Origin of the sequence: Leptotrichia wadei (assembly GCF_007990445.1) — a bacterium.
GTDB lineage: Bacteria > Fusobacteriota > Fusobacteriia > Fusobacteriales > Leptotrichiaceae > Leptotrichia > Leptotrichia wadei_A.
In genome coordinates, this window is the sequence record NZ_AP019841.1 from 2,159,709 (window position 1) to 2,177,656 (window position 17,948).

The window sequence follows — 17,948 nt, forward strand, 5'->3', positions numbered from 1 at the left end:
TCTTTAAACCTCCTCTACTTTAAGTAAATAAGAAACTAATTTAATTTTTCCTTCTATATCTGCAGTTTTGTTATGAACTGCGCTTTGACTGATTTTTCTTAATCCAAGTGATTTTACAGTCGCAACATGATTAGGCTTTCTTCCATTAATTCCTTTTACAAGCGTTACTTTTACTTTAGACATTAATTTTACCTCCTAACCTATTATCCTAAAATTTCTTCAACTGATTTTCCTCTAAGTCTTGCTACGTCTTCAAGAGAACGTAATTGTTTAAGACCTTCTAAAGTTGCTCTTGCAACGTTATCTTTAGTTTTTGAACCTCTAATTTTTGTAAGCACGTCAGTTACACCTGCTAACTCAAGCAATTCCCTAGTTGCTGAACCGGCAATAACTCCTGTCCCTTTTGAAGCTGGTTTTAATAATACGCTAGTTGCATTATATTTACCAATTTGCTCATGTGGTAATGTTCCACCTTTTAATGAAACATTTACTAGGTTTTTCTTAGCGTTTGCAATGGCTTTTTTAATTGCATCAGGTACACCGTTAGCTTTTCCTAAACCGATACCTACTTTTCCTTTTTCGTCTCCAACAGCTGCCAATACTGAGAATGAAATTCTTCTTCCTCCTTTAACAGTTTTAGAAACTCTGCTTATTCTTAAAAGTCTTTCTTTATATTCACTTTCTCTTTCTCTGTTATCTCTATCTCTAGCCAAAATAAATCCTCCTTATCTTTAGAATTTTAATCCTGCTTCTCTAGCAGCATCTGCCACAGCTTTAATTCTTCCTGTGTAAATATATCCACCTCTGTCGAATACAACAGCAGTAATTCCTTTATCTAATGCTTTTTTAGCAATTCTTTCTCCAACTTGTTTAGCTGCTTCAATGTTTGAACCATTTTCAATTTTAGCACCTTTTTCAATAGTTGATGCAGAAACTAAAGTGTTTCCTGTTGTATCATCAATTACTTGAACGAAGATATTTTGTAAACTTCTGTACACAGCAAGTCTAGGTCTTTCAGCAGTTCCAACGATTTTTTTTCTAATACTTCTATGTTTTTTTTGTCTTAATTTATTTCTATCAAATTTTTTTACCATTAAAATCTACCTCCTATCCTTTCTTACCTTCTTTTCTTCTAATTACTTCGTCAGCGTATTTAACTCCTTTTCCTTTGTAAGGTTCAGGCGCTCTCTTAGCTCTGATGTTTGCAGCAACTTGTCCAACTAATTGCTTGTCAATTCCTTCAACAGAAATTTTAGTATTTCCTTCAACTTTAAAAGTAATTCCATCTACTGCTTCAATTTCAACTGGATGTGAATATCCTAAAGATAAAGTCAATCCTTTTCCACTAGCCTGTACTCTATATCCTACTCCGACTAATTCCAATCCTTTAGAAAATCCTTCACTTACTCCAACAATCATATTGTTTAAATTTGCTCTTGTAGTCCCATGAAGAGCTCTAATACTTGGTAAATCATTTGGTCTTTCAAATGTAATTTCATTACCATCAATATTTACTTTAATTTCACTGCTTAATTCTCTTACTAATTGCCCTTTTGGCCCTTTTACAGTAAAAGTATGACCATCCTGCTTAACTTCAACACCAGCAGGTATAGTTATAGGTTTGTTACCTATTCTTGACATTGTTTATCCTCCTAATTTATAAAATGCGTAAATTACCACACGTAGCAAAGAACTTCTCCACCAACATTATGCTTTCTGCATTCCTTGTCTGTAATAACACCTTGTGGTGTTGAGACAATGGCAATTCCTAATCCACCTAATACTTTAGGTAAACTTTCTACAGATGTGTAAACTCTTCTTCCAGGTTTTGATATTCTTTTTAACCCTTTAATTACAGCTTCTCCATCTACAGTTTTTAAAGATACAACTATATTTTTTATAGCTCCTTCTTCTTTGATTTCGTAACCGTTTATATATCCTTCATTTTTTAATATATTTGCTATACTTTCTTTAATTTTTGAAAATGGTACTGCAACTTGTGCATGTTTAGCCATGTTTCCGTTTCTGATTCTAGTAAGCATATCAGCAATAGGATCTGTTAAATACATTAATTCTTCCTCCTCTCAAAATATTACCAACTTGATTTTTTTACTCCTGGGATAACTCCCTCTCCTGCTAATTGTCTGAACATAACTCTTGAAATACCAAATTCTCTCATGTAACCTCTTGGTCTTCCATTAATTTGACATCTGTTTCTAACTCTTGTAGGCGAAGCATTTCTAGGCAATTTAGATAATTCCAAAACTGCTTCTCTGTCACCTTTTTTAGCTCTTGCTTTTAATTCAGCTCTTTTAGCTGCATATTTATCAACTGTTTTTTCTCTTTTTAAGTTTCTTTCAACCATTGCTTTTTTAGCCATTGATTAAATTACACCTCCTTCAAAATAATACTATTTTGCAAACGGCATTCCGAATGCTTTTAATAAAGCTCTTCCTTGCTCATCATTTTCTGCTGTAGATACAATTGTGATTCCTAATCCAAAGATTTTATCTACTTTATCAATTTCGATTTCAGGGAATACGATTTGTTCTCTTAATCCCAATGTATAATTTCCTCTTCCATCAAATCCTTTAGGTGAAACACCTTCAAAATCTCTTACTCTTGGTAAAGTAATGCTGATTAATCTATCAAGAAATTCATACATTTTTTCTTTTCTTAATGTAACTTTTGCTCCGATTTTTTGTCCTTCTCTTAATTTAAATCCAGCTTCTGATTTTCTAGCTGCTCTTGCTACAGGCTGCTGCCCTGTAATTTGCGCCAATTCAACGATAGCCGCATCTATTAATTTAGGGTTGCTTGCTGCTTCTCCAATCCCCATATTAACTACTATTTTATCAAGTTTAGGTACTTGCATAATGTTAGATAGATTTAATTCTTTCATTAATGACGAAACGATTTCATCTTTATATAATTTTTGTAATCTTGGAATATATTTTTCAGCCATTTATTACATCCTCCTCTCTAAAATATTATATTTCATTACCAGATACAACTGATATTCTTACTTTTTTTCCATCTCTTATTTCTTTTCTTACTCTTGTAGGTTTTCCTGCCGCTTCATCCCAAAGCATTACTTTAGATGAGAAAATTGGCATTTCTCTTTCTACAACTTCGCCTTGTGGGTTCATCGCATTAGGTTTAATATGTCTTTTTTTGATATTTACACCCTCAACAATTATTTTTCCAGTTTTAGGGAAAACTTTTAATACTTTTCCAATTTTTCCTTTATCTCCAGTTTGTGTACTGTTTTCATTACGTAACAAATCTTTTGATCTACCGCTAATTACAATAACTGTATCTCCAGTTTTAACATGTAATTTTCTAGGTACTGATTTTAAGTTTGGTTTAGCCACGTTTAAACTCTCCTTCCTATAATACTTCTGGTGCTAGAGAAACTATTTTCATAAAGTTTTTAGCTCTTAATTCTCTTGCTACAGGTCCAAAGATTCTTGTCCCTCTTACTTCTAATGCAGTATTTAAAATAACTGCCGCATTATCATCAAATTTTATATATGAACCATCTGCTCTTTTCAATTCTTTTCTTGTTCTAACGATTACAGCTTTAACTACATCACCTTTTTTAACGTTTCCGTTTGGTATAGCTTCTTTTACAGTTGCTACTACGATGTCTCCTATTTTACCGAATCTTCTTCTTGATCCACCTAATACTCTAATAACCATGATTTTTTTAGCTCCAGTGTTATCAGCGACATTAAGCATCGTTTGTTGTTGAACCATTTAAAATTTCCTCCTCTCAAATATTAACTCATGCTATTTGCTTTTTTTTAATATTGAAAATAAAATATTATTTTTTAATTTTATTGATAAAATAGAACTATTTAGCTCTTTCTAAGATTGTAACAACTCTCCATCTTTTATCTTTACTTAATGGTCTAGTTTCCATAATTTGCACTCTATCTCCGATTCCACATTCATTGTTTTCATCGTGTGCTTTATATTTTTTAGAAGTTTTTACTCTCTTTTTATAAAGTTTATGTAATTTCATTGTTTCTTCAAGAACAACTACAGTTTTATCCATTTTATTAGAAACAACGATTCCTTCTCTTACTTTTCTTTCGTTTCTTTTATTTTCCACTCTTGATCCTCCTATTTACCAGTTTTTTCAGTTACAACAGTTTTTAATCTTGCTATTGTTCTTTTAACATCTCGTATTTTAGCAGTGTTTTGTAATTGTCCAAGAGTTTTTTGAAATTTTAAATTAAATAATTCTTGTTTCAATTCATTTACTTTAACTTCCAATTCTTCCAATGATAATTCTCTAATTTCGTTAATTGTCATTACTTATCACCACCTACTTCTTCTTTTCTAACAAATTTAACTTTTATAGGTAGTTTATGTCCAGCTTTTCTTAATGCTTCTTTGGCTTTTTCTTCAGATACTCCGCCAACTTCAAACATTACTTTATCTTTTTTAACTACTGCTACCCAACCTTCTGTATTACCTTTACCTTTACCCATTCTTGTTCCTTCAGGTCTTTTAGTATAAGGTTTATCAGGGAATATTCTAATCCAAATTTTACCTTCTCTTTTAAACGTTCTGTTGATTGTTACCCTACAAGCCTCAATTTGTCTTGAAGTAATCCAACCAAATTCTTTAGCGGCAAGTCCAAATTCACCAAAATCAACTTTGTTTCCTTTAGTTGCTACACCACCCATTTTTCCTCTGAACTGTTTTCTATATTTCGTTCTTTTAGGTATTAACATATTATTCGTTTTCTCCTTCCTTTGTAGTAGAAAGAACTTCACCATTAAATATCCATACTTTTAATCCTAAAGCACCGTATGTAGTGTGTGCAGTAGCTGTTGCGTAATCAACATCTGCTCTTAAAGTATGTAGTGGTACTCTTCCTGAAAGTGTCCATTCACTTCTTGCAATTTCGGCACCATTCAATCTTCCCGATACCATAACTTTAATTCCTTTAATCCCAGCTTTTTCTGCTCTTTGAATAGCTTGCTGAACTGCTCTTTTATAAGCAACCCTTTTTTCAATTGCTGTTGCAATGCTTTCTGCTACCAATTGAGCATCTTTATTAGGATTTTTGATTTCTTGTACTTTAATTTGAACTCTTTTACCAGTCAATTTTTCCAATTTTACTTTTAAAGCTTCGATTTCTTGACCTTTTCTACCAATTAAAATTCCAGCTTTTCCAGTTTCTATAATAACTGCTACTTCTGTAGGCGATGTTCTTTCTATTTGAATAGAAGAAATCCCTGCATGGTAATAGTTTTTCTTAATATATTTTTTTATTTTTAAATCTTCATGAAAATTATCTACGTATTCTTTCCCCTCAGCGAACCATTTTGAATCCCAAGTTCTTGTGATTCCTAATCTTATCCCCCTAGGATCTACTTTTTGTCCCACAGACTTACCTCCTTATTTGTCTAAATTAATCTACTTTTTCATCAACTTCTACTGTGATGTGAGCTGTTGGTTTTCTAATGATATCAGCTCTTCCCATTGCTCTTGGGCTGATTCTCTTTAATACTGGTCCTTTGTCAATTAATATTTTTGAAATAAATAATTTATCAGGATCCATATTATTATTGTGTTCAGCATTTGCAATTGCCGATCTTAATGTTTTTTCTATGTATAATGCCGCTTTTTTATTTGTAAATCTTAAAATGTTCAATGCTTGCAATGCATTTTTCCCTCTTACAATATCAGCAACTAATCTTGCTTTTTGAGGGCTTAATCTTTGGTATTTCAATTTAGCTACAACTGCCATTCAAAGTCCTCTCCTTTCCAATGTATATCTATTAATTCTTATCTTTTAACTCTTAATTTCTCTAATTATTTAGCTTTTTTTGCATCTTTTCCATGTCCATAGAAAGTTCTAGTTGGTGCAAATTCACCTAATTTGTGCCCAACCATTTCCTCAGTAACATATACAGGTATATGTTTTTTACCGTTATATACAGCAAAAGTATGTCCAATAAATTGAGGGAATATAGTTGATCTTCTAGACCATGTTTTAATAACTTGTTTTTTACCTCCTAATGCTTCTATTTTTTCTAATAAATATGCATCAACAAAAGGTCCTTTTTTTAATGAACGAGCCATTCTTTCCTCCTTATTTCATTTTTTAAATCGAGAAATGTTACTCAATACATTTCATTTATTTAATTCCATGTATCAAGCAATATTTTTATATTCAGCCAAACTTCTATTCAGATATTTTGACTGGCACAGTCCATTTCTACGTTTTTCATTTAAAAATTTCATTAATATATTTTTGAATATTAAACTAATTTTTAAACAATTATTTTTTTCTACCTCTAACAATGAATTTATCACTAGGTTTTTTACCTCTAGTTTTCTTACCAAGTGTAGGTTTACCCCAAGGTGTAACTGGTGATTTTCTACCTATTGGAGATCTTCCTTCTCCTCCTCCGTGTGGGTGATCCACAGGGTTCATTACAGATCCTCTAACGTGAGGTTTTCTTCCTAAGTGTCTATTTCTTCCAGCTTTTCCTAATGATACTAATGAATGTTCAGAATTTCCTACTGCTCCAACTGTTGCCATACATTCTTTGTGAATCAGTCTTAATTCTCCAGATGGTAATTCCACGTGGCAGTAAGTTCCTTCTTTCGCAACAAGTCTTGCAGCTGTTCCTGCAGATCTTGCTAACTGTCCACCTTTACCAGGCATAAGTTCTACATTGTGAATAACTGTCCCTACTGGCAAGTCTTTTAATTTCAATGCATTTCCAGGTTTAATGTCTGCACCTTCTCCTGCTAATACAACATCACCTTTTTTAAGTCCATTTGGAGCCAAGATATATCTTTTTTCTCCATCAACATAATGTAATAATGCGATATTTGCAGTTCTGTTTGGATCATATTCAAGAGTTGCAACTTTTGCAGGCACTCCAATTTTATTTCTTTTCCAGTCTATTACTCTATATAATCTTTTGTGTCCTTTATGTCTGTTTCTACCTGTTCTATGTCCATAGTTGTCAATTCCGTAAGATGAATTTAACGGTTCAACTAGAGATTTTTCAGGTCTTACTTTATCTAAGTCCTTATTAACTAATATCGACATATGCCGTGTCCCACTAGTTATCGGTTTTAATTTTTTTATTGGCATAACTTGCGTTCCCTCACTTCCTAATTTTAATATTTTATATTCTTAAAAATAATTATTATAAATTTCTATATTTTACATAACTTGTTTATTATAGCATTTTTATTAAATAATTTCCACAAAAAAATTTATTTGTTTTACTTTTTTAAAATTAAATTTCAAAATCAAAATAAATTTTATGTATTAATTATCCTTCGTAAGCTGTAATTGATTCTCCAGCCTTTAATTTAACAATTGCTTTTTTGATAGCAGATGTTTTATACATTGACATTCTGAATCTTTTGTTTTTTGGTTTGATGTTTAAAGTATTTACACCTTGAACTTTTACATTGAATAATTTTTCAACTGCTTCTTTAATTTGAAGTTTATTTGCTCTTTTATCTACGATAAAAACATATTCATTATTTTCTAGCAAAGTTCTAGCTTTTTCTGTATTAATTACAGGTTTTTTGATAATATCAGTAATATGCATTATGCCAACACCTCCTCGATAGTTGCAAGAGCTTCTTTAGTTAAGACTACTTTATCTTGTTTGATTAACCAGTAAACACTTAAATCTCTTGTATTAATTGCTGCAACTTTTTCAATATTTCTAGTAGATAAGTATAAGAAGTAATCTCTATCTACAGTATCAGTATCGTCATTTGTTACATATAATTGTTTTACACCGTCAAAATTTAATGTTTTTGCAAAATCAATAAATGTTTTTGTTTTTGGTGTTTCCAAAGCAAAATCGTCTAATACGATTACATTTCCTTCGCTAATTTTTTGAGCTAAAGCTGATCTTAAAGCTAATCTTCTAACTTTTTTATTTACTTTTTTAGCATAATTTCTAGGTTTTGGTCCGTGAACAACTCCTCCACCTACCATGTGTGGTGCTCTTGTAGAACCTTGTCTTGCTCTACCTGTTCCTTTTTGTCTAAAAGGTTTTCTTCCTCCACCTCTTACTTCTGCTCTTGTTTTTGTTGAAGCTGATCCTTGTCTTGCTTCAGCTAATTCTGCTACTAAAACTTCGTGCATTACGTGTTTATTTGGTTCAATTCCAAAAATTTCGTTATTTACTTCCACAGTTCCTGCTTGTGAACCGTCTAATTTATATATATTTAAAACTGGCATGTTATCCTCCTCTCTTTCCTATTAATATTTTTTTACCGATTTTTTGATTACTAAGAACCCGTTTTTTGGTCCTGGAACAGCACCTTTTACTAATAAAAGACTGTTTTCTACATCAAATTTAATAACTTGCAAGTTTTGAACTGTTACTTTTTCAGCTCCTAATCTTCCAGCCATTTTTTTACCTTTAGGTACGTTACTGTTTGATGCAGCTCCTCCTGCGTTAGAACCTCCAAGTCTATGGTTTCTTGAAACCCCGTGTGAAGCTCTGTTTCCACCAAAGTTATGTCTTTTCATAACTCCTGCAGTTCCTTTACCTTTTGAAGTTCCAGAAATATCAACAAATTCGATACCTTCTAATACGTCTACTTTAATTTCTTGTCCTAATGTAAAGTCAGCTGGATTAGCTACTTTAAATTCCTTAAGAAATCTTTTTGGAGTAACTCCTGCTTTTTTAAATACACCTAATAATGGTTTAGTAGTATTTTTTTCCTTTTTATCTCCATAAGCTAATGTGATAGCGTTATATCCTTCTTTTTCTTCTGTTTTAATTTGTGTAATGAAGTTAGTTCCTGCTTCGATTACTGTAACTGGAATTAATTTTTCATTTTCAAAAATTTGTGTCATTCCGATTTTTTTACCTAATATCATTTTTTATTTTTCCTCCTTAATATATTGGTTGACAATCTTTGCCAACTTGTACTAAGCCTTACGATTGCTTAATTTCAACTCCCACACCTGATGGTAAGTTTAATGATGCTAATGCATTTACGATTTGCTGATTAGAATTTTTAATTTCTACAAATCTTCTGTGAATTCTCATTTCAAATTGTTCTCTTGAATCTTTATTTACGTGAACTGATCTTAAAACTGTATACTTTTTAATTTTTGTAGGTAATGGAAGTGGTCCTGCTAATTCTGAACCATTTTTCTTAGCTACTTCTGCAATTTTTTTAGCAGATTGATCCAACAGTTTGTGATCATAAGATTGTAAATATATTCTTATTTTATCCAAAGTCTTTCCTCCTGTTTATTTTACCTTGTTTTTTTAATAATCAGAGAAATTAGATTATCAAAATCTAATCTCTCCTTTTATTTAACTTGAACTATTTCCTATTACATTTCTAAATATTATAACAAATATTTTGATTATCTGCAATATTTTTTTCCATATTTTAAAAAATTTACTGTTTAAAACTATTTAGTAATAGTTGCAACTACTCCTGAAGCTACTGTTCTTCCACCTTCTCTAATCGCAAATCTTAATCCTTCTTCCATTGCAATTGGGTGAATCAATTCTACTGTCATTTCAATGTTATCTCCAGGCATTACCATTTCTACACCTTCTGGTAAGTTTACTTCTCCTGTAATATCAGTTGTTCTGAAATAGAATTGTGGTTTGTATCCTGTAAAGAATGGAGTATGTCTTCCTCCTTCATCTTTTGTCAATACGTATACTTCTGATTTAAATCCTGTATGTGGAGTGATTGTTCCTGGTTTAGCAAGTACTTGTCCTCTTTCAACTTCTTCTTTCTTAGTTCCTCTTAACAATGCTCCTATATTATCTCCAGCTTGTCCTGAATCTAATAATTTTCTGAACATTTCTACTCCTGTTACTGTAGTTTTTGAAGTTGGTTTAATTCCTACGATTTCTACTTCTTCCCCAACTTTTACTACTCCTCTTTCTACTCTTCCTGTTACTACTGTTCCTCTTCCTGTAATTGTGAATACATCTTCAATTGGCATAAGGAATGGTTGGTCAATTGGTCTTTCTGGTGTTGGAATATATTCATCCACTGCATCCATCAATTCTACAATTGCATCTATCCATTTTTGTTCTCCATTTAATGCTCCTAATGATGATCCTTTGATTACTGGTACGTCATCTCCTGGGAATCCGTACTCGTTTAATAATTCTCTTACTTCCATTTCTACTAATTCTAATAATTCTTCGTCGTCTACCATATCTACTTTATTCAAGTATACTACGATGTAAGGTACACCTACTTGTCTTGCCAACAAGATATGTTCTCTTGTTTGAGGCATTGGACCATCTGCTGCTGATACTACTAAGATAGCTCCATCCATTTGAGCTGCTCCTGTAATCATATTTTTTACATAGTCAGCATGTCCTGGACAGTCTACGTGAGCGTAGTGTCTTTTTTCTGTTTCATACTCAATGTGAGCTGTGTTAATTGTAATTCCTCTTTCTCTTTCTTCAGGAGCTTGGTCAATGTTTTCAAAATCAACTTTTTCAGCCAGCCCTTTTTCAGCTAATACTTTTGAAATTGCTGCTGTTGTTGTTGTTTTACCGTGGTCAACGTGACCGATTGTTCCTATGTTTACGTGTGGTTTACTTCTCTCGAATTTAGCTTTTGCCATTTTAATTTTTCCTCCATTATTTCTTTAATTTTAATTTTTTTAAGATTCTATTTTATTTTTTGGCTATTTTCCTTGTCTTTCATCAATTACTTGTTGAGCAATATTTTTTGGAACTTCTACATATTTTTCAAATTCCATTGAATAAGATGCTCTTCCTTGTGTTTTTGATCTCAAGTCAGTTGCATAACCGAACATTTGTGATAAAGGTACTTCTGCATCAATAATTTTTGCATTATTTCTGTCAGTCATTCCTGAAACTTGTCCTCTTCTTGAGTTCAAGTCACCAATAACATCTCCCATATATTCTTCTGGAGTAGTAACTTCTACTTTGAAGATTGGTTCCAATAATACTGGGTTAGCAGCTCTAAGTCCTTTTTTGATTGCCATAGATCCTGCAATTTTAAATGCCATTTCTGATGAATCGACTTCATGGTAAGATCCATCGTATAATGTAACTTTTATATCTTGAACTGGGTATCCTGCAACAACCCCAGCTTCTAACGCTTCTTGGATTCCTTTATCTACTGCTGGAATATATTCTCTTGGAATAGCTCCTCCAGTAATTTCATTAATAAATTCATATCCTTTTCCATGATTAGCTTCAACTTTCATCTTAACATGTCCATATTGTCCACGTCCTCCAGATTGTTTAGCATATTTTTCTTCAACATCTGTTGCGCCATTAATTGTTTCTCTATATGCAACTTGTGGTTTACCTACATTTGCTTCCACTTTAAATTCACGTTTCATTCTATCTACGATGATTTCCAAATGTAGTTCTCCCATTCCAGAAATCAATGTTTGACCAGTTTCTTGGTTAGTTGTAACCTTGAATGTTGGATCTTCTTCAGCAAGTTTTGAAAGCGCTGTTCCCATTTTTTCTTGGTCAGCTTTTGTTTTTGGTTCAACAGCTATTTGAATAACTGTATCAGGGAATTCCATTTTTTCTAGGATAATTGGCGCATTTTCAGCACACAATGTATCTCCTGTTGTAGTATCCTTTAATCCAACTGCAGCAGCTATATCTCCAGAATAAACTATATCAAGTTCTTCTCTCTTGTTAGCGTGCATTTGAAGCAATCTTCCCATTCTTTCTTTTTTACCTTTAGTTGAGTTTAATACATAAGATCCTTTTTCCAATACTCCTGAATAAACTCTGAAGAATGATAATCTTCCAACGAATGGATCTGTGATGATTTTAAATGCCAATGCTGAGAATGGTTCATCATCTGAGATTGCTCTTTGGATAGGTTCTTCAGTTTTAGGATCAGTTCCGTTTACTTTTCCTCCGTTAATATCCACTGGTGATGGCATGTAGGCAACTACTGCATCAAGTAATGGTTGAATCCCTTTGTTTTTAAATGCTGTTCCACATAATACTGGTACAACAGTTCCAGCAATTGTAGCAACTCTTAATGCTTTTTTGATTTCTTCTTCAGTGATTTCTTCTCCACCAAAGTATTTTTCCATCAAATCATCGTCAGTTTCAACTACAGATTCAATCATATGTTCTCTAGCTGCTTGAGCTTCATCTGCTAATTCAGCTCTTATATCAACTATCTCATAGTCAGCTCCCATAGTTTCATCTTTAAATAAATACTCTTTCATTGTTACAAGATCGATAATTCCTTCAAAATTATCTTCTGCACCAATTGGTAATTGAATTGGTACACCGTTTCCACCTAATTTTTCTTTAATATCGTTTACACACATATCAAAGTCTGCACCAACTCTATCCATTTTGTTTAAAAATGCCATTCTTGGTACGTTATATTTGTCTGCTTGTCTCCAAACAGTTTCTGATTGTGGTTGAACTCCATCAACTGCTGAGAATACAGCAACAGATCCATCTAGTACTCTTAATGATCTTTCTACTTCAACTGTAAAGTCAACGTGGCCTGGTGTATCTATTATATTAATTCTATGACCATTCCAGAATGCTGTTGTTGCAGCTGATGTAATTGTAATTCCTCTTTCTTGTTCTTGTTCCATGTAATCCATCGTAGCAGCTCCTTCGTGAACTTCTCCGATTTTATGGTTTACTCCTGTATAAAACAAGATTCTTTCAGTAGTAGTTGTTTTTCCAGCATCTATATGTGCCATGATACCAATATTTCTAGTATCCTTCAAAGCAACTTTTCTTGCCATTTAATTTTTCCTCCTTATATTGTAAACTTCTTTTTTAAAAGAAGTGTATGTAAACTGCTCTAATTTCTAAAAACCAGAGCTTCTTGGAAAATATATTTATATATATTTACCAAGCTCTTTGGATAGTTCCTACCCTGATTATTATATTTTTTATAAATTCAATTCTGAAAAAATGAATTTTGTAAAAATATAAATATCAAATATTTTTGCATACTTAATATTTCATCAAGCAAATTTAAGATTACCATTTATAATGTGCGAATGCTCTATTCGCTTCAGCCATTTTATATGTATCTTCTTTTTTCTTAATTGATCCACCTTCATTGTTAGCGGCTGCAATTAATTCTTTTTTCAATTTGTTTACCATTCCGTATTCTTTTCTTTCTCTTGTGTATCTAACTAACCATCTGATTGCTAAAGTTTGTTGTCTTTCTTTTCTAACTTCAACTGGTACTTGGTAAGTAGCCCCTCCAATTCTTCTAGATCTTACTTCTAATTGAGGTCTTACGTTTTCCATTGCTCTTCTGAATACTTCGATTCCTTCTTCTTGAGTTTCCTCAGTTATTTGTTGCAATGCTGTATAAAAAATATGTTCAGCTAATGATTTTTTCCCGTCTTTCATTAATCCATTGATGAATTTAGTTACTACTTTATCGTTAAATTGAGAATCTGGTAATACATCTCTTCTTTCCGCTCTTCTTCTTCTTGACACTTATTTGTCCTCCTTACTTTTTTAAAAATTAATTACCCTTTTTTAGCTCCGTATCTTGATCTACCTTGTTTTCTGTTTACAACTCCTGCTGTATCCAATGCTCCTCTGATTATTTTATATCTAACCCCTGGCAAATCCTTTGTTCTTCCTCCTCTTAAAAGAACGATACTGTGTTCTTGTAAGTTGTGTCCGATTCCTGGAATATAAGCAGTAACTTCAATTCCATTTACTAATTTAACCCTTGCTACCTTTCTTAAGGCTGAGTTCGGTTTTTTAGGTGTAGTAGTATATACTCTTACACAAACCCCTCTTTTTTGTGGATTACCTTTCAATGCAGGTGATTTTTTCTTTTTCTCAGTTGTACTTCTACCAAATCTTACTAATTGATTAATAGTAGGCATCTGTTTTCCTCCTCTCAAATTTCTTTGATTTATATATTTATTCTCGCGTTATTTTTCAAAACTAAAACTTTTTATAAAGCTCATTTCTTCAATCTACATTTGATAAAGCCCAATTTGACAAAGTTTTTATTACTTTTTCCTGCTTTTCCTGCAAGCCACTTTATCAAACATAAGTGCATACCTATTTTAAGTATGTCGATTTACTCTAAAATTCACTTCAAATATATTCTTTTCAAAAAAAATATATTTTTAAAATTTAGTTATGAGTTCTAACCTAAATATTTTATACTAAAATAGCCCTTTTGTCAAGGGCTATAAAAGATTTTTTTATAATGATTTCACAATATATTCTTTATTATAATAATACTTTGTAAAAATAATATTTTTTACTATCTTCAAAAATTCATTTGAATTTTCTAAATTTTTTATAACTTACAAATCCAAATTAAAACCAAACTTCTGTTTGAACCCCAAATTGCACGCCTTTATTATGTTCTTTTCCATCTGAATCAACTCTTATAAATTTCTTGTCTCCAAATCCATGTCCATAAGTTACAAATGCCCTAATTTCAGGTCTTCCCCAGAAATTTTCTGTATCAAGTTTTAATGTCGGAGCAACGGTTAATTTAAATAGTCCACTATTATAGTTTTCTGATTTCTTATTAACTTTTACATAATCTAATCCTGTTTCATATTGCATTGCAAAATGTTGTGTAATAGGATTGACAAGTCTCATACCAGCTGTTACCCATTGTTGTTCCCGGTCTTTTTCCCCTCCAAAGTTTTTGTCATATCTATAACCTAATTCAGGCATAATTTGCCATCTATCTGAAAGATTTGCTTGACCGTATGTCACTAAATTCACAGAATAAGCATCTTTTCTAGTATCTCCCCAAGCGGTAGCACTTCCAAGTCCACTTCCAGAACCAAGTCCTTTACCACCTTGAAGAACTATTTTAGAAGATCCTTTGTCCTTTAATCCATAAAAACCAGGTAGGCTATAACTTACAGAACCTTGTGCTCCCCATTCAGTTATATCTTTATCTGTAGAATCTGATTTCATTGTGTGTCCTGCTAGTTCAAAAGCCCATGGACCTACTGAATATCTTGAATGAAGTGTGTATTCAGGATGATCACTAGGATCGTTTGCAATTAATGCAACATCAGCTGCTCCAGAACCAAGTTTAATATTTTGAATTCCTGCACCTGTTCCTGAATAGTTTCTAATATAATAGTCATTTATATGAATATCTTCTCTTGCATAATATCTTTTCCCTGCCCAATAAGTAGCTCCGTCATTTGGAGTTATATCAACATAAAATTGTCTAGTTTTAAATGAATCGTTTTCAGAACCTGGATTTGTTGAACTTCCTGAAGTCCATGTTTTATATTCGTCTCCTGAACCTGATTTTGTTGAAAACATATAGTGAACTGAACCTTTTGCTCCGTTTACATCAAATTTTTTAACTAATTCTAATTCAGCATAAGTGTCATCTTCATTACCTAATCTATATTTTTGAGCAAATCCTTCATCTTGAACTTTAAATGCGCTTCCTTTATCTCCATTTTGATTTATAAGAAGTCCTGCTCTTCCATAACCGTGAAATTCAAATCCATCAGTTAAACTTGCTAAACTAGATGTTGGATTTGTTATTACCACTGGCGCTGGTGCTGGAATTTGTTTTTCAGCTATTTGTTTTTGTAATTCTTCTTTAGTTTCTCTCAATTCTTTTTCTAATCTATCTACTCTCTCTTCAAGTGTTTCAGCATTTACTAATGTACAAGCCAGTAAAAATGCTGTCAATGCCAATAACAATCTCTTTTTCACGAAAAAATCCTCCATTAATTTTATTTGTATTTTATTTGAATCAAATCTTTATATAAGTATACCTCCAATTTTTTTCATTGTCAATACCTTTAATAGAGGTTTTTATTTCCCAGCCAAAATTTTTCTTACTACTTCCCTATCATCAAAATGTGTTTTTTCATTTCCAATTATTTGATAAGTTTCATGTCCTTTTCCTGCGATTAAAAGGCTGTCTCCCTTTTGAAGAAGTCTCATTCCATATCTTATTGCCTTTTCCCTATCGGAAATAATTATATATTTGTCAAATGGATATTTTTCAGCAATAAGCCCTTTTTCTATATCTGCCAAAATTTTTACAGGGTTCTCTGTACGAGGATTGTCTGATGTTAAAATGATGTAATCACTAAATTTTGTTGCTGCTTTTGCCATCTTTGGACGCTTGTCGTGATCTCTGTCGCCACCTGCGCCAAATATTGTTATTACTTGATTATCTGTAATTTGCTTTAAGGTTTTTCCAATGTTTAAAAGTCCATCATCTGTATGTGCAAAATCCACTACAATTCTTGCTTCCAGATCATTTTTTATTGTCTCAAATCTTCCTGGAACTGATGGCATTTCCTGTAATTTTTTCACAATAAAATCCATTTTTGCCCCAAGCGACAATGCGCTGGCAACACAGCCAAGGACATTATACAAATTATATTCTCCCACTAATTCTATTTCAAATTTGTATTCTTCTTCATCTTTATTTTTTACAAGGTTTCTTCTTTCAAAATAATTATCCAAATTTATTTTTATTTTCATTCCATGATTTGTATAATTTAAAATATCTCCCCACACATCAGCTTCTTCGTTTTTTATACTTATAGAAATATAATCGTTATTTCCATCTTTTTTTTCAGAATAAATTTTTTCCCCATATTTATCGTCAATATTAACTATTCCTACACCATTATTTCTCAGCATTGAAAATATTTTTTTCTTGGCATTAAAGTAATTTTCCATAGTTTTATGAAAATCAAGGTGGTCTTGTGTCAAGTTAGTAAATATTGCAGAATCAAATTTAAGCATATCCACACGTCCAATTTGAAGGGCATGGGAACTTACTTCCATTATAAAGTAATCTGCACCTTTTTTTACACTTTTATCTATTAATTTTATCAGTTCCAATGATTCTGGAGTTGTATTAACTGTTTCAAATTCTTCATCTAAAATACGATTTCCAGTAGTTCCTATTCTAGCTGTTTTTTCCAGAATATTTTCCAAAATAAAGCTCGATGTAGTTTTACCATTTGTTCCTGTAATTCCAACTATTTTTATTTTATTTTGCGGATAATCGTAATAATTTGAAGCAATTATTCCTAATTTTTTACGTATATCTTCCACTTGAACAAAAGTTACAGAATCAGCATTTCTATACTCTTTTACATTTACATCCTTTTCACAAACAATCATTTTAGCTCCGCTGTCAATAGCCTTTTGAATAAAATCATGTCCATCCACGGTGCTTCCTGTCATTGCCACAAATACAAAATCCTTTTCAATTTTCCGTGAATCATATTCAATGCCCTTAATTTCAAAGTTTTCACCTTCTTGAAGCAACTTGTAACTTACATCTTTAAATATTTTATACATTTTCACATACTCTCCCTTTTCCAAAAATCCTGTAATTCTAAAATTTTCATTTATATATACTCGAATCTCCTTAAAACCAAACTAATAAAAATTGAGTAAAACTAGGATTTGAGTAAAATTATCATAACTTTAAACTTAGTTTTAAAGTAATCTTTATAAGCAGGCTGAAGTTTAAGTTCATTAAATTTATTTAGCTTTTATTAATTTAATTTTTGAGAGATCTAAAAATATCTTATAATGTATTTTACCACTTTAACTAAAAAAAATCTAGAAAAAAAAGTTGTTGACAAATTTAAAAAAATACTGTATAATCTTATTTGTAAGTTTACTTTTAAGTAAATATGCCTTGGTGGCGAAATCGGTAGACGCACAGGACTTAAAATCCTGTGGGAATTTATCCCGTGCCGGTTCAAGTCCGGCCCGAGGCACCACTTAATAAAGCTTTCATTGTCGCGGGATAGAGCAGCATGGTAGCTCGTCGGGCTCATAACCCGAAGGTCGTTGGTTCAAATCCAGCTCCCGCCACCAAATGCCTAGATAGCTCAGTCGGCTAGAGCATACGGTTCATACCCGTAGGGTCGGAAGTTCGAATCTTCTTCTAGGCACCATTATATTAATTAAGCT

At 32.1% G+C, this 17,948-nt stretch carries 26 protein-coding genes and 3 tRNA genes; 3 read left to right on the forward strand and 26 right to left on the reverse strand.

Going from position 1 to position 17,948, the window contains the following annotated elements; genetic code table 11:
- Positions 1-3: 3 nt before the first annotated feature.
- From rpmD to FVE74_RS10330, 26 genes are all read right to left on the reverse strand, one after another.
- On the reverse strand, positions 4-183 hold the full coding sequence (gene rpmD / locus FVE74_RS10205) for a 50S ribosomal protein L30 (protein ID WP_006806072.1): 180 nt from the start codon (positions 181-183) through the stop codon (positions 4-6).
- Between the two features lie 20 nt (positions 184-203).
- Entirely contained in the window at positions 204-713 is a 510-nt protein-coding gene (gene rpsE / locus FVE74_RS10210) for a 30S ribosomal protein S5 (protein WP_018498268.1), read from the reverse strand.
- A gap of 18 nt (positions 714-731) precedes the next feature.
- Complete coding sequence (rplR, locus tag FVE74_RS10215) at positions 732-1,094, reverse strand: 50S ribosomal protein L18 (RefSeq protein WP_021745794.1); 363 nt, start codon at positions 1,092-1,094, stop codon at positions 732-734.
- A 13-nt stretch (positions 1,095-1,107) separates the two neighbouring features.
- The gene (rplF, locus tag FVE74_RS10220; protein ID WP_018498270.1) at positions 1,108-1,641 is read right to left on the reverse strand and encodes a 50S ribosomal protein L6; all 534 of its coding nucleotides are present in this window, start codon (positions 1,639-1,641) and stop codon (positions 1,108-1,110) included.
- Positions 1,642-1,673: 32 nt separating this feature from the next.
- Positions 1,674-2,069 (reverse strand): 30S ribosomal protein S8, encoded by a 396-nt coding sequence (rpsH, locus tag FVE74_RS10225; protein WP_147004418.1) that lies wholly within the window; start codon positions 2,067-2,069, stop codon positions 1,674-1,676.
- 23 nt (positions 2,070-2,092) lie between these two features.
- Complete coding sequence (gene rpsN / locus FVE74_RS10230) at positions 2,093-2,380, reverse strand: 30S ribosomal protein S14 (protein WP_147004419.1); 288 nt, start codon at positions 2,378-2,380, stop codon at positions 2,093-2,095.
- 30 nt (positions 2,381-2,410) lie between these two features.
- Complete coding sequence (gene rplE / locus FVE74_RS10235; protein ID WP_147004420.1) at positions 2,411-2,965, reverse strand: 50S ribosomal protein L5; 555 nt, start codon at positions 2,963-2,965, stop codon at positions 2,411-2,413.
- Positions 2,966-2,990: 25 nt separating this feature from the next.
- The gene (gene rplX / locus FVE74_RS10240; RefSeq protein WP_147004421.1) at positions 2,991-3,374 is read right to left on the reverse strand and encodes a 50S ribosomal protein L24; all 384 of its coding nucleotides are present in this window, start codon (positions 3,372-3,374) and stop codon (positions 2,991-2,993) included.
- A 16-nt stretch (positions 3,375-3,390) separates the two neighbouring features.
- Entirely contained in the window at positions 3,391-3,759 is a 369-nt protein-coding gene (gene rplN, locus FVE74_RS10245) for a 50S ribosomal protein L14 (RefSeq protein ID WP_006806080.1), read from the reverse strand.
- A 97-nt stretch (positions 3,760-3,856) separates the two neighbouring features.
- Positions 3,857-4,117 carry a 30S ribosomal protein S17 gene (gene rpsQ, locus FVE74_RS10250; RefSeq protein WP_018498274.1) on the reverse strand — a complete coding sequence of 87 codons (261 nt, stop codon included), beginning with the start codon at positions 4,115-4,117 and terminating at the stop codon, positions 3,857-3,859.
- Between the two features lie 11 nt (positions 4,118-4,128).
- Positions 4,129-4,320 (reverse strand): 50S ribosomal protein L29, encoded by a 192-nt coding sequence (gene rpmC / locus FVE74_RS10255; protein ID WP_006806082.1) that lies wholly within the window; start codon positions 4,318-4,320, stop codon positions 4,129-4,131.
- Positions 4,320-4,745, reverse strand: a complete 426-nt coding sequence (gene rplP / locus FVE74_RS10260) for a 50S ribosomal protein L16 (protein ID WP_147004422.1) — start codon at positions 4,743-4,745, stop codon at positions 4,320-4,322. The genes rpmC and rplP overlap by 1 nt, the downstream gene beginning before the upstream one ends.
- A gap of 1 nt (position 4,746) precedes the next feature.
- The gene (gene rpsC, locus FVE74_RS10265; RefSeq protein WP_018498276.1) at positions 4,747-5,403 is read right to left on the reverse strand and encodes a 30S ribosomal protein S3; all 657 of its coding nucleotides are present in this window, start codon (positions 5,401-5,403) and stop codon (positions 4,747-4,749) included.
- 25 nt (positions 5,404-5,428) lie between these two features.
- Entirely contained in the window at positions 5,429-5,767 is a 339-nt protein-coding gene (rplV, locus tag FVE74_RS10270) for a 50S ribosomal protein L22 (protein WP_147004423.1), read from the reverse strand.
- A gap of 65 nt (positions 5,768-5,832) precedes the next feature.
- Positions 5,833-6,102 (reverse strand): 30S ribosomal protein S19, encoded by a 270-nt coding sequence (gene rpsS / locus FVE74_RS10275; protein WP_060917347.1) that lies wholly within the window; start codon positions 6,100-6,102, stop codon positions 5,833-5,835.
- A gap of 199 nt (positions 6,103-6,301) precedes the next feature.
- Positions 6,302-7,129 carry a 50S ribosomal protein L2 gene (rplB, locus tag FVE74_RS10280; protein ID WP_147004424.1) on the reverse strand — a complete coding sequence of 276 codons (828 nt, stop codon included), beginning with the start codon at positions 7,127-7,129 and terminating at the stop codon, positions 6,302-6,304.
- Positions 7,130-7,313: 184 nt separating this feature from the next.
- Entirely contained in the window at positions 7,314-7,598 is a 285-nt protein-coding gene (rplW, locus tag FVE74_RS10285) for a 50S ribosomal protein L23 (RefSeq protein WP_147004425.1), read from the reverse strand.
- Positions 7,598-8,242: a 50S ribosomal protein L4 gene (gene rplD / locus FVE74_RS10290; protein WP_147004426.1), complete on the reverse strand. Its 645-nt coding sequence runs from the start codon at positions 8,240-8,242 to the stop codon at positions 7,598-7,600. Before rplD ends, rplW begins: the two co-directional genes overlap by 1 nt.
- Positions 8,243-8,263: 21 nt before the next feature.
- Positions 8,264-8,890, reverse strand: a complete 627-nt coding sequence (gene rplC / locus FVE74_RS10295; protein ID WP_147004427.1) for a 50S ribosomal protein L3 — start codon at positions 8,888-8,890, stop codon at positions 8,264-8,266.
- Between the two features lie 58 nt (positions 8,891-8,948).
- Entirely contained in the window at positions 8,949-9,254 is a 306-nt protein-coding gene (gene rpsJ / locus FVE74_RS10300) for a 30S ribosomal protein S10 (protein WP_018451256.1), read from the reverse strand.
- Between the two features lie 182 nt (positions 9,255-9,436).
- Positions 9,437-10,621, reverse strand: coding sequence for an elongation factor Tu (tuf, locus tag FVE74_RS10305; RefSeq protein ID WP_147002960.1), 1,185 nt, complete (start codon positions 10,619-10,621; stop codon positions 9,437-9,439).
- 63 nt (positions 10,622-10,684) lie between these two features.
- Positions 10,685-12,769 carry an elongation factor G gene (gene fusA, locus FVE74_RS10310; protein ID WP_147004428.1) on the reverse strand — a complete coding sequence of 695 codons (2,085 nt, stop codon included), beginning with the start codon at positions 12,767-12,769 and terminating at the stop codon, positions 10,685-10,687.
- 241 nt (positions 12,770-13,010) lie between these two features.
- Positions 13,011-13,481 (reverse strand): 30S ribosomal protein S7, encoded by a 471-nt coding sequence (gene rpsG, locus FVE74_RS10315; RefSeq protein WP_147004429.1) that lies wholly within the window; start codon positions 13,479-13,481, stop codon positions 13,011-13,013.
- 32 nt (positions 13,482-13,513) lie between these two features.
- Positions 13,514-13,882, reverse strand: coding sequence for a 30S ribosomal protein S12 (gene rpsL, locus FVE74_RS10320; RefSeq protein ID WP_006806098.1), 369 nt, complete (start codon positions 13,880-13,882; stop codon positions 13,514-13,516).
- Between the two features lie 445 nt (positions 13,883-14,327).
- Entirely contained in the window at positions 14,328-15,710 is a 1,383-nt protein-coding gene (locus FVE74_RS10325) for a carbohydrate porin (protein WP_172617472.1), read from the reverse strand.
- Positions 15,711-15,812: 102 nt separating this feature from the next.
- A complete protein-coding gene (locus FVE74_RS10330) occupies positions 15,813-17,324 on the reverse strand; it encodes a UDP-N-acetylmuramoyl-L-alanyl-D-glutamate--2,6-diaminopimelate ligase (protein ID WP_147004431.1) in 1,512 nt (503 codons plus the stop codon).
- A gap of 343 nt (positions 17,325-17,667) precedes the next feature.
- Between FVE74_RS10330 and FVE74_RS10335 the strand changes: the two genes are divergently transcribed.
- The 3 genes from FVE74_RS10335 to FVE74_RS10345 all read left to right on the forward strand — a co-directional run bounded on the left by FVE74_RS10335 (position 17,668) and on the right by FVE74_RS10345 (position 17,932).
- Positions 17,668-17,755: transfer RNA gene (locus FVE74_RS10335), tRNA-Leu, on the forward strand.
- A 20-nt stretch (positions 17,756-17,775) separates the two neighbouring features.
- Positions 17,776-17,852, forward strand: a tRNA-Met gene (locus FVE74_RS10340).
- A 3-nt stretch (positions 17,853-17,855) separates the two neighbouring features.
- Positions 17,856-17,932: transfer RNA gene (locus tag FVE74_RS10345), tRNA-Met, on the forward strand.
- Positions 17,933-17,948 lie beyond the last annotated feature (16 nt).

Coding starts and splice junctions, on each gene's coding strand:
- rpmD (WP_006806072.1), bottom strand. CDS start 183: ATGTCTAAAGTAAAAGTAACGCTTGTAAAAGGAATTAATGGAAGAAAG.
- rplR (WP_021745794.1), bottom strand. CDS start 1,094: ATGGTAAAAAAATTTGATAGAAATAAATTAAGACAAAAAAAACATAGA.
- rplF (WP_018498270.1), bottom strand. CDS start 1,641: ATGTCAAGAATAGGTAACAAACCTATAACTATACCTGCTGGTGTTGAA.
- rpsH (WP_147004418.1), bottom strand. CDS start 2,069: ATGTATTTAACAGATCCTATTGCTGATATGCTTACTAGAATCAGAAAC.
- rpsN (WP_147004419.1), bottom strand. CDS start 2,380: ATGGCTAAAAAAGCAATGGTTGAAAGAAACTTAAAAAGAGAAAAAACA.
- rplE (WP_147004420.1), bottom strand. CDS start 2,965: ATGGCTGAAAAATATATTCCAAGATTACAAAAATTATATAAAGATGAA.
- rplN (WP_006806080.1), bottom strand. CDS start 3,759: ATGGTTCAACAACAAACGATGCTTAATGTCGCTGATAACACTGGAGCT.
- rpmC (WP_006806082.1), bottom strand. CDS start 4,320: ATGACAATTAACGAAATTAGAGAATTATCATTGGAAGAATTGGAAGTT.
- rplP (WP_147004422.1), bottom strand. CDS start 4,745: ATGTTAATACCTAAAAGAACGAAATATAGAAAACAGTTCAGAGGAAAA.
- rplV (WP_147004423.1), bottom strand. CDS start 5,767: ATGGCAGTTGTAGCTAAATTGAAATACCAAAGATTAAGCCCTCAAAAA.
- rpsS (WP_060917347.1), bottom strand. CDS start 6,102: ATGGCTCGTTCATTAAAAAAAGGACCTTTTGTTGATGCATATTTATTA.
- rplB (WP_147004424.1), bottom strand. CDS start 7,129: ATGCCAATAAAAAAATTAAAACCGATAACTAGTGGGACACGGCATATG.
- rplW (WP_147004425.1), bottom strand. CDS start 7,598: ATGCATATTACTGATATTATCAAAAAACCTGTAATTAATACAGAAAAA.
- rplD (WP_147004426.1), bottom strand. CDS start 8,242: ATGCCAGTTTTAAATATATATAAATTAGACGGTTCACAAGCAGGAACT.
- rplC (WP_147004427.1), bottom strand. CDS start 8,890: ATGATATTAGGTAAAAAAATCGGAATGACACAAATTTTTGAAAATGAA.
- tuf (WP_147002960.1), bottom strand. CDS start 10,621: ATGGCAAAAGCTAAATTCGAGAGAAGTAAACCACACGTAAACATAGGA.
- fusA (WP_147004428.1), bottom strand. CDS start 12,769: ATGGCAAGAAAAGTTGCTTTGAAGGATACTAGAAATATTGGTATCATG.
- rpsL (WP_006806098.1), bottom strand. CDS start 13,882: ATGCCTACTATTAATCAATTAGTAAGATTTGGTAGAAGTACAACTGAG.
- FVE74_RS10330 (WP_147004431.1), bottom strand. CDS start 17,324: ATGTATAAAATATTTAAAGATGTAAGTTACAAGTTGCTTCAAGAAGGT.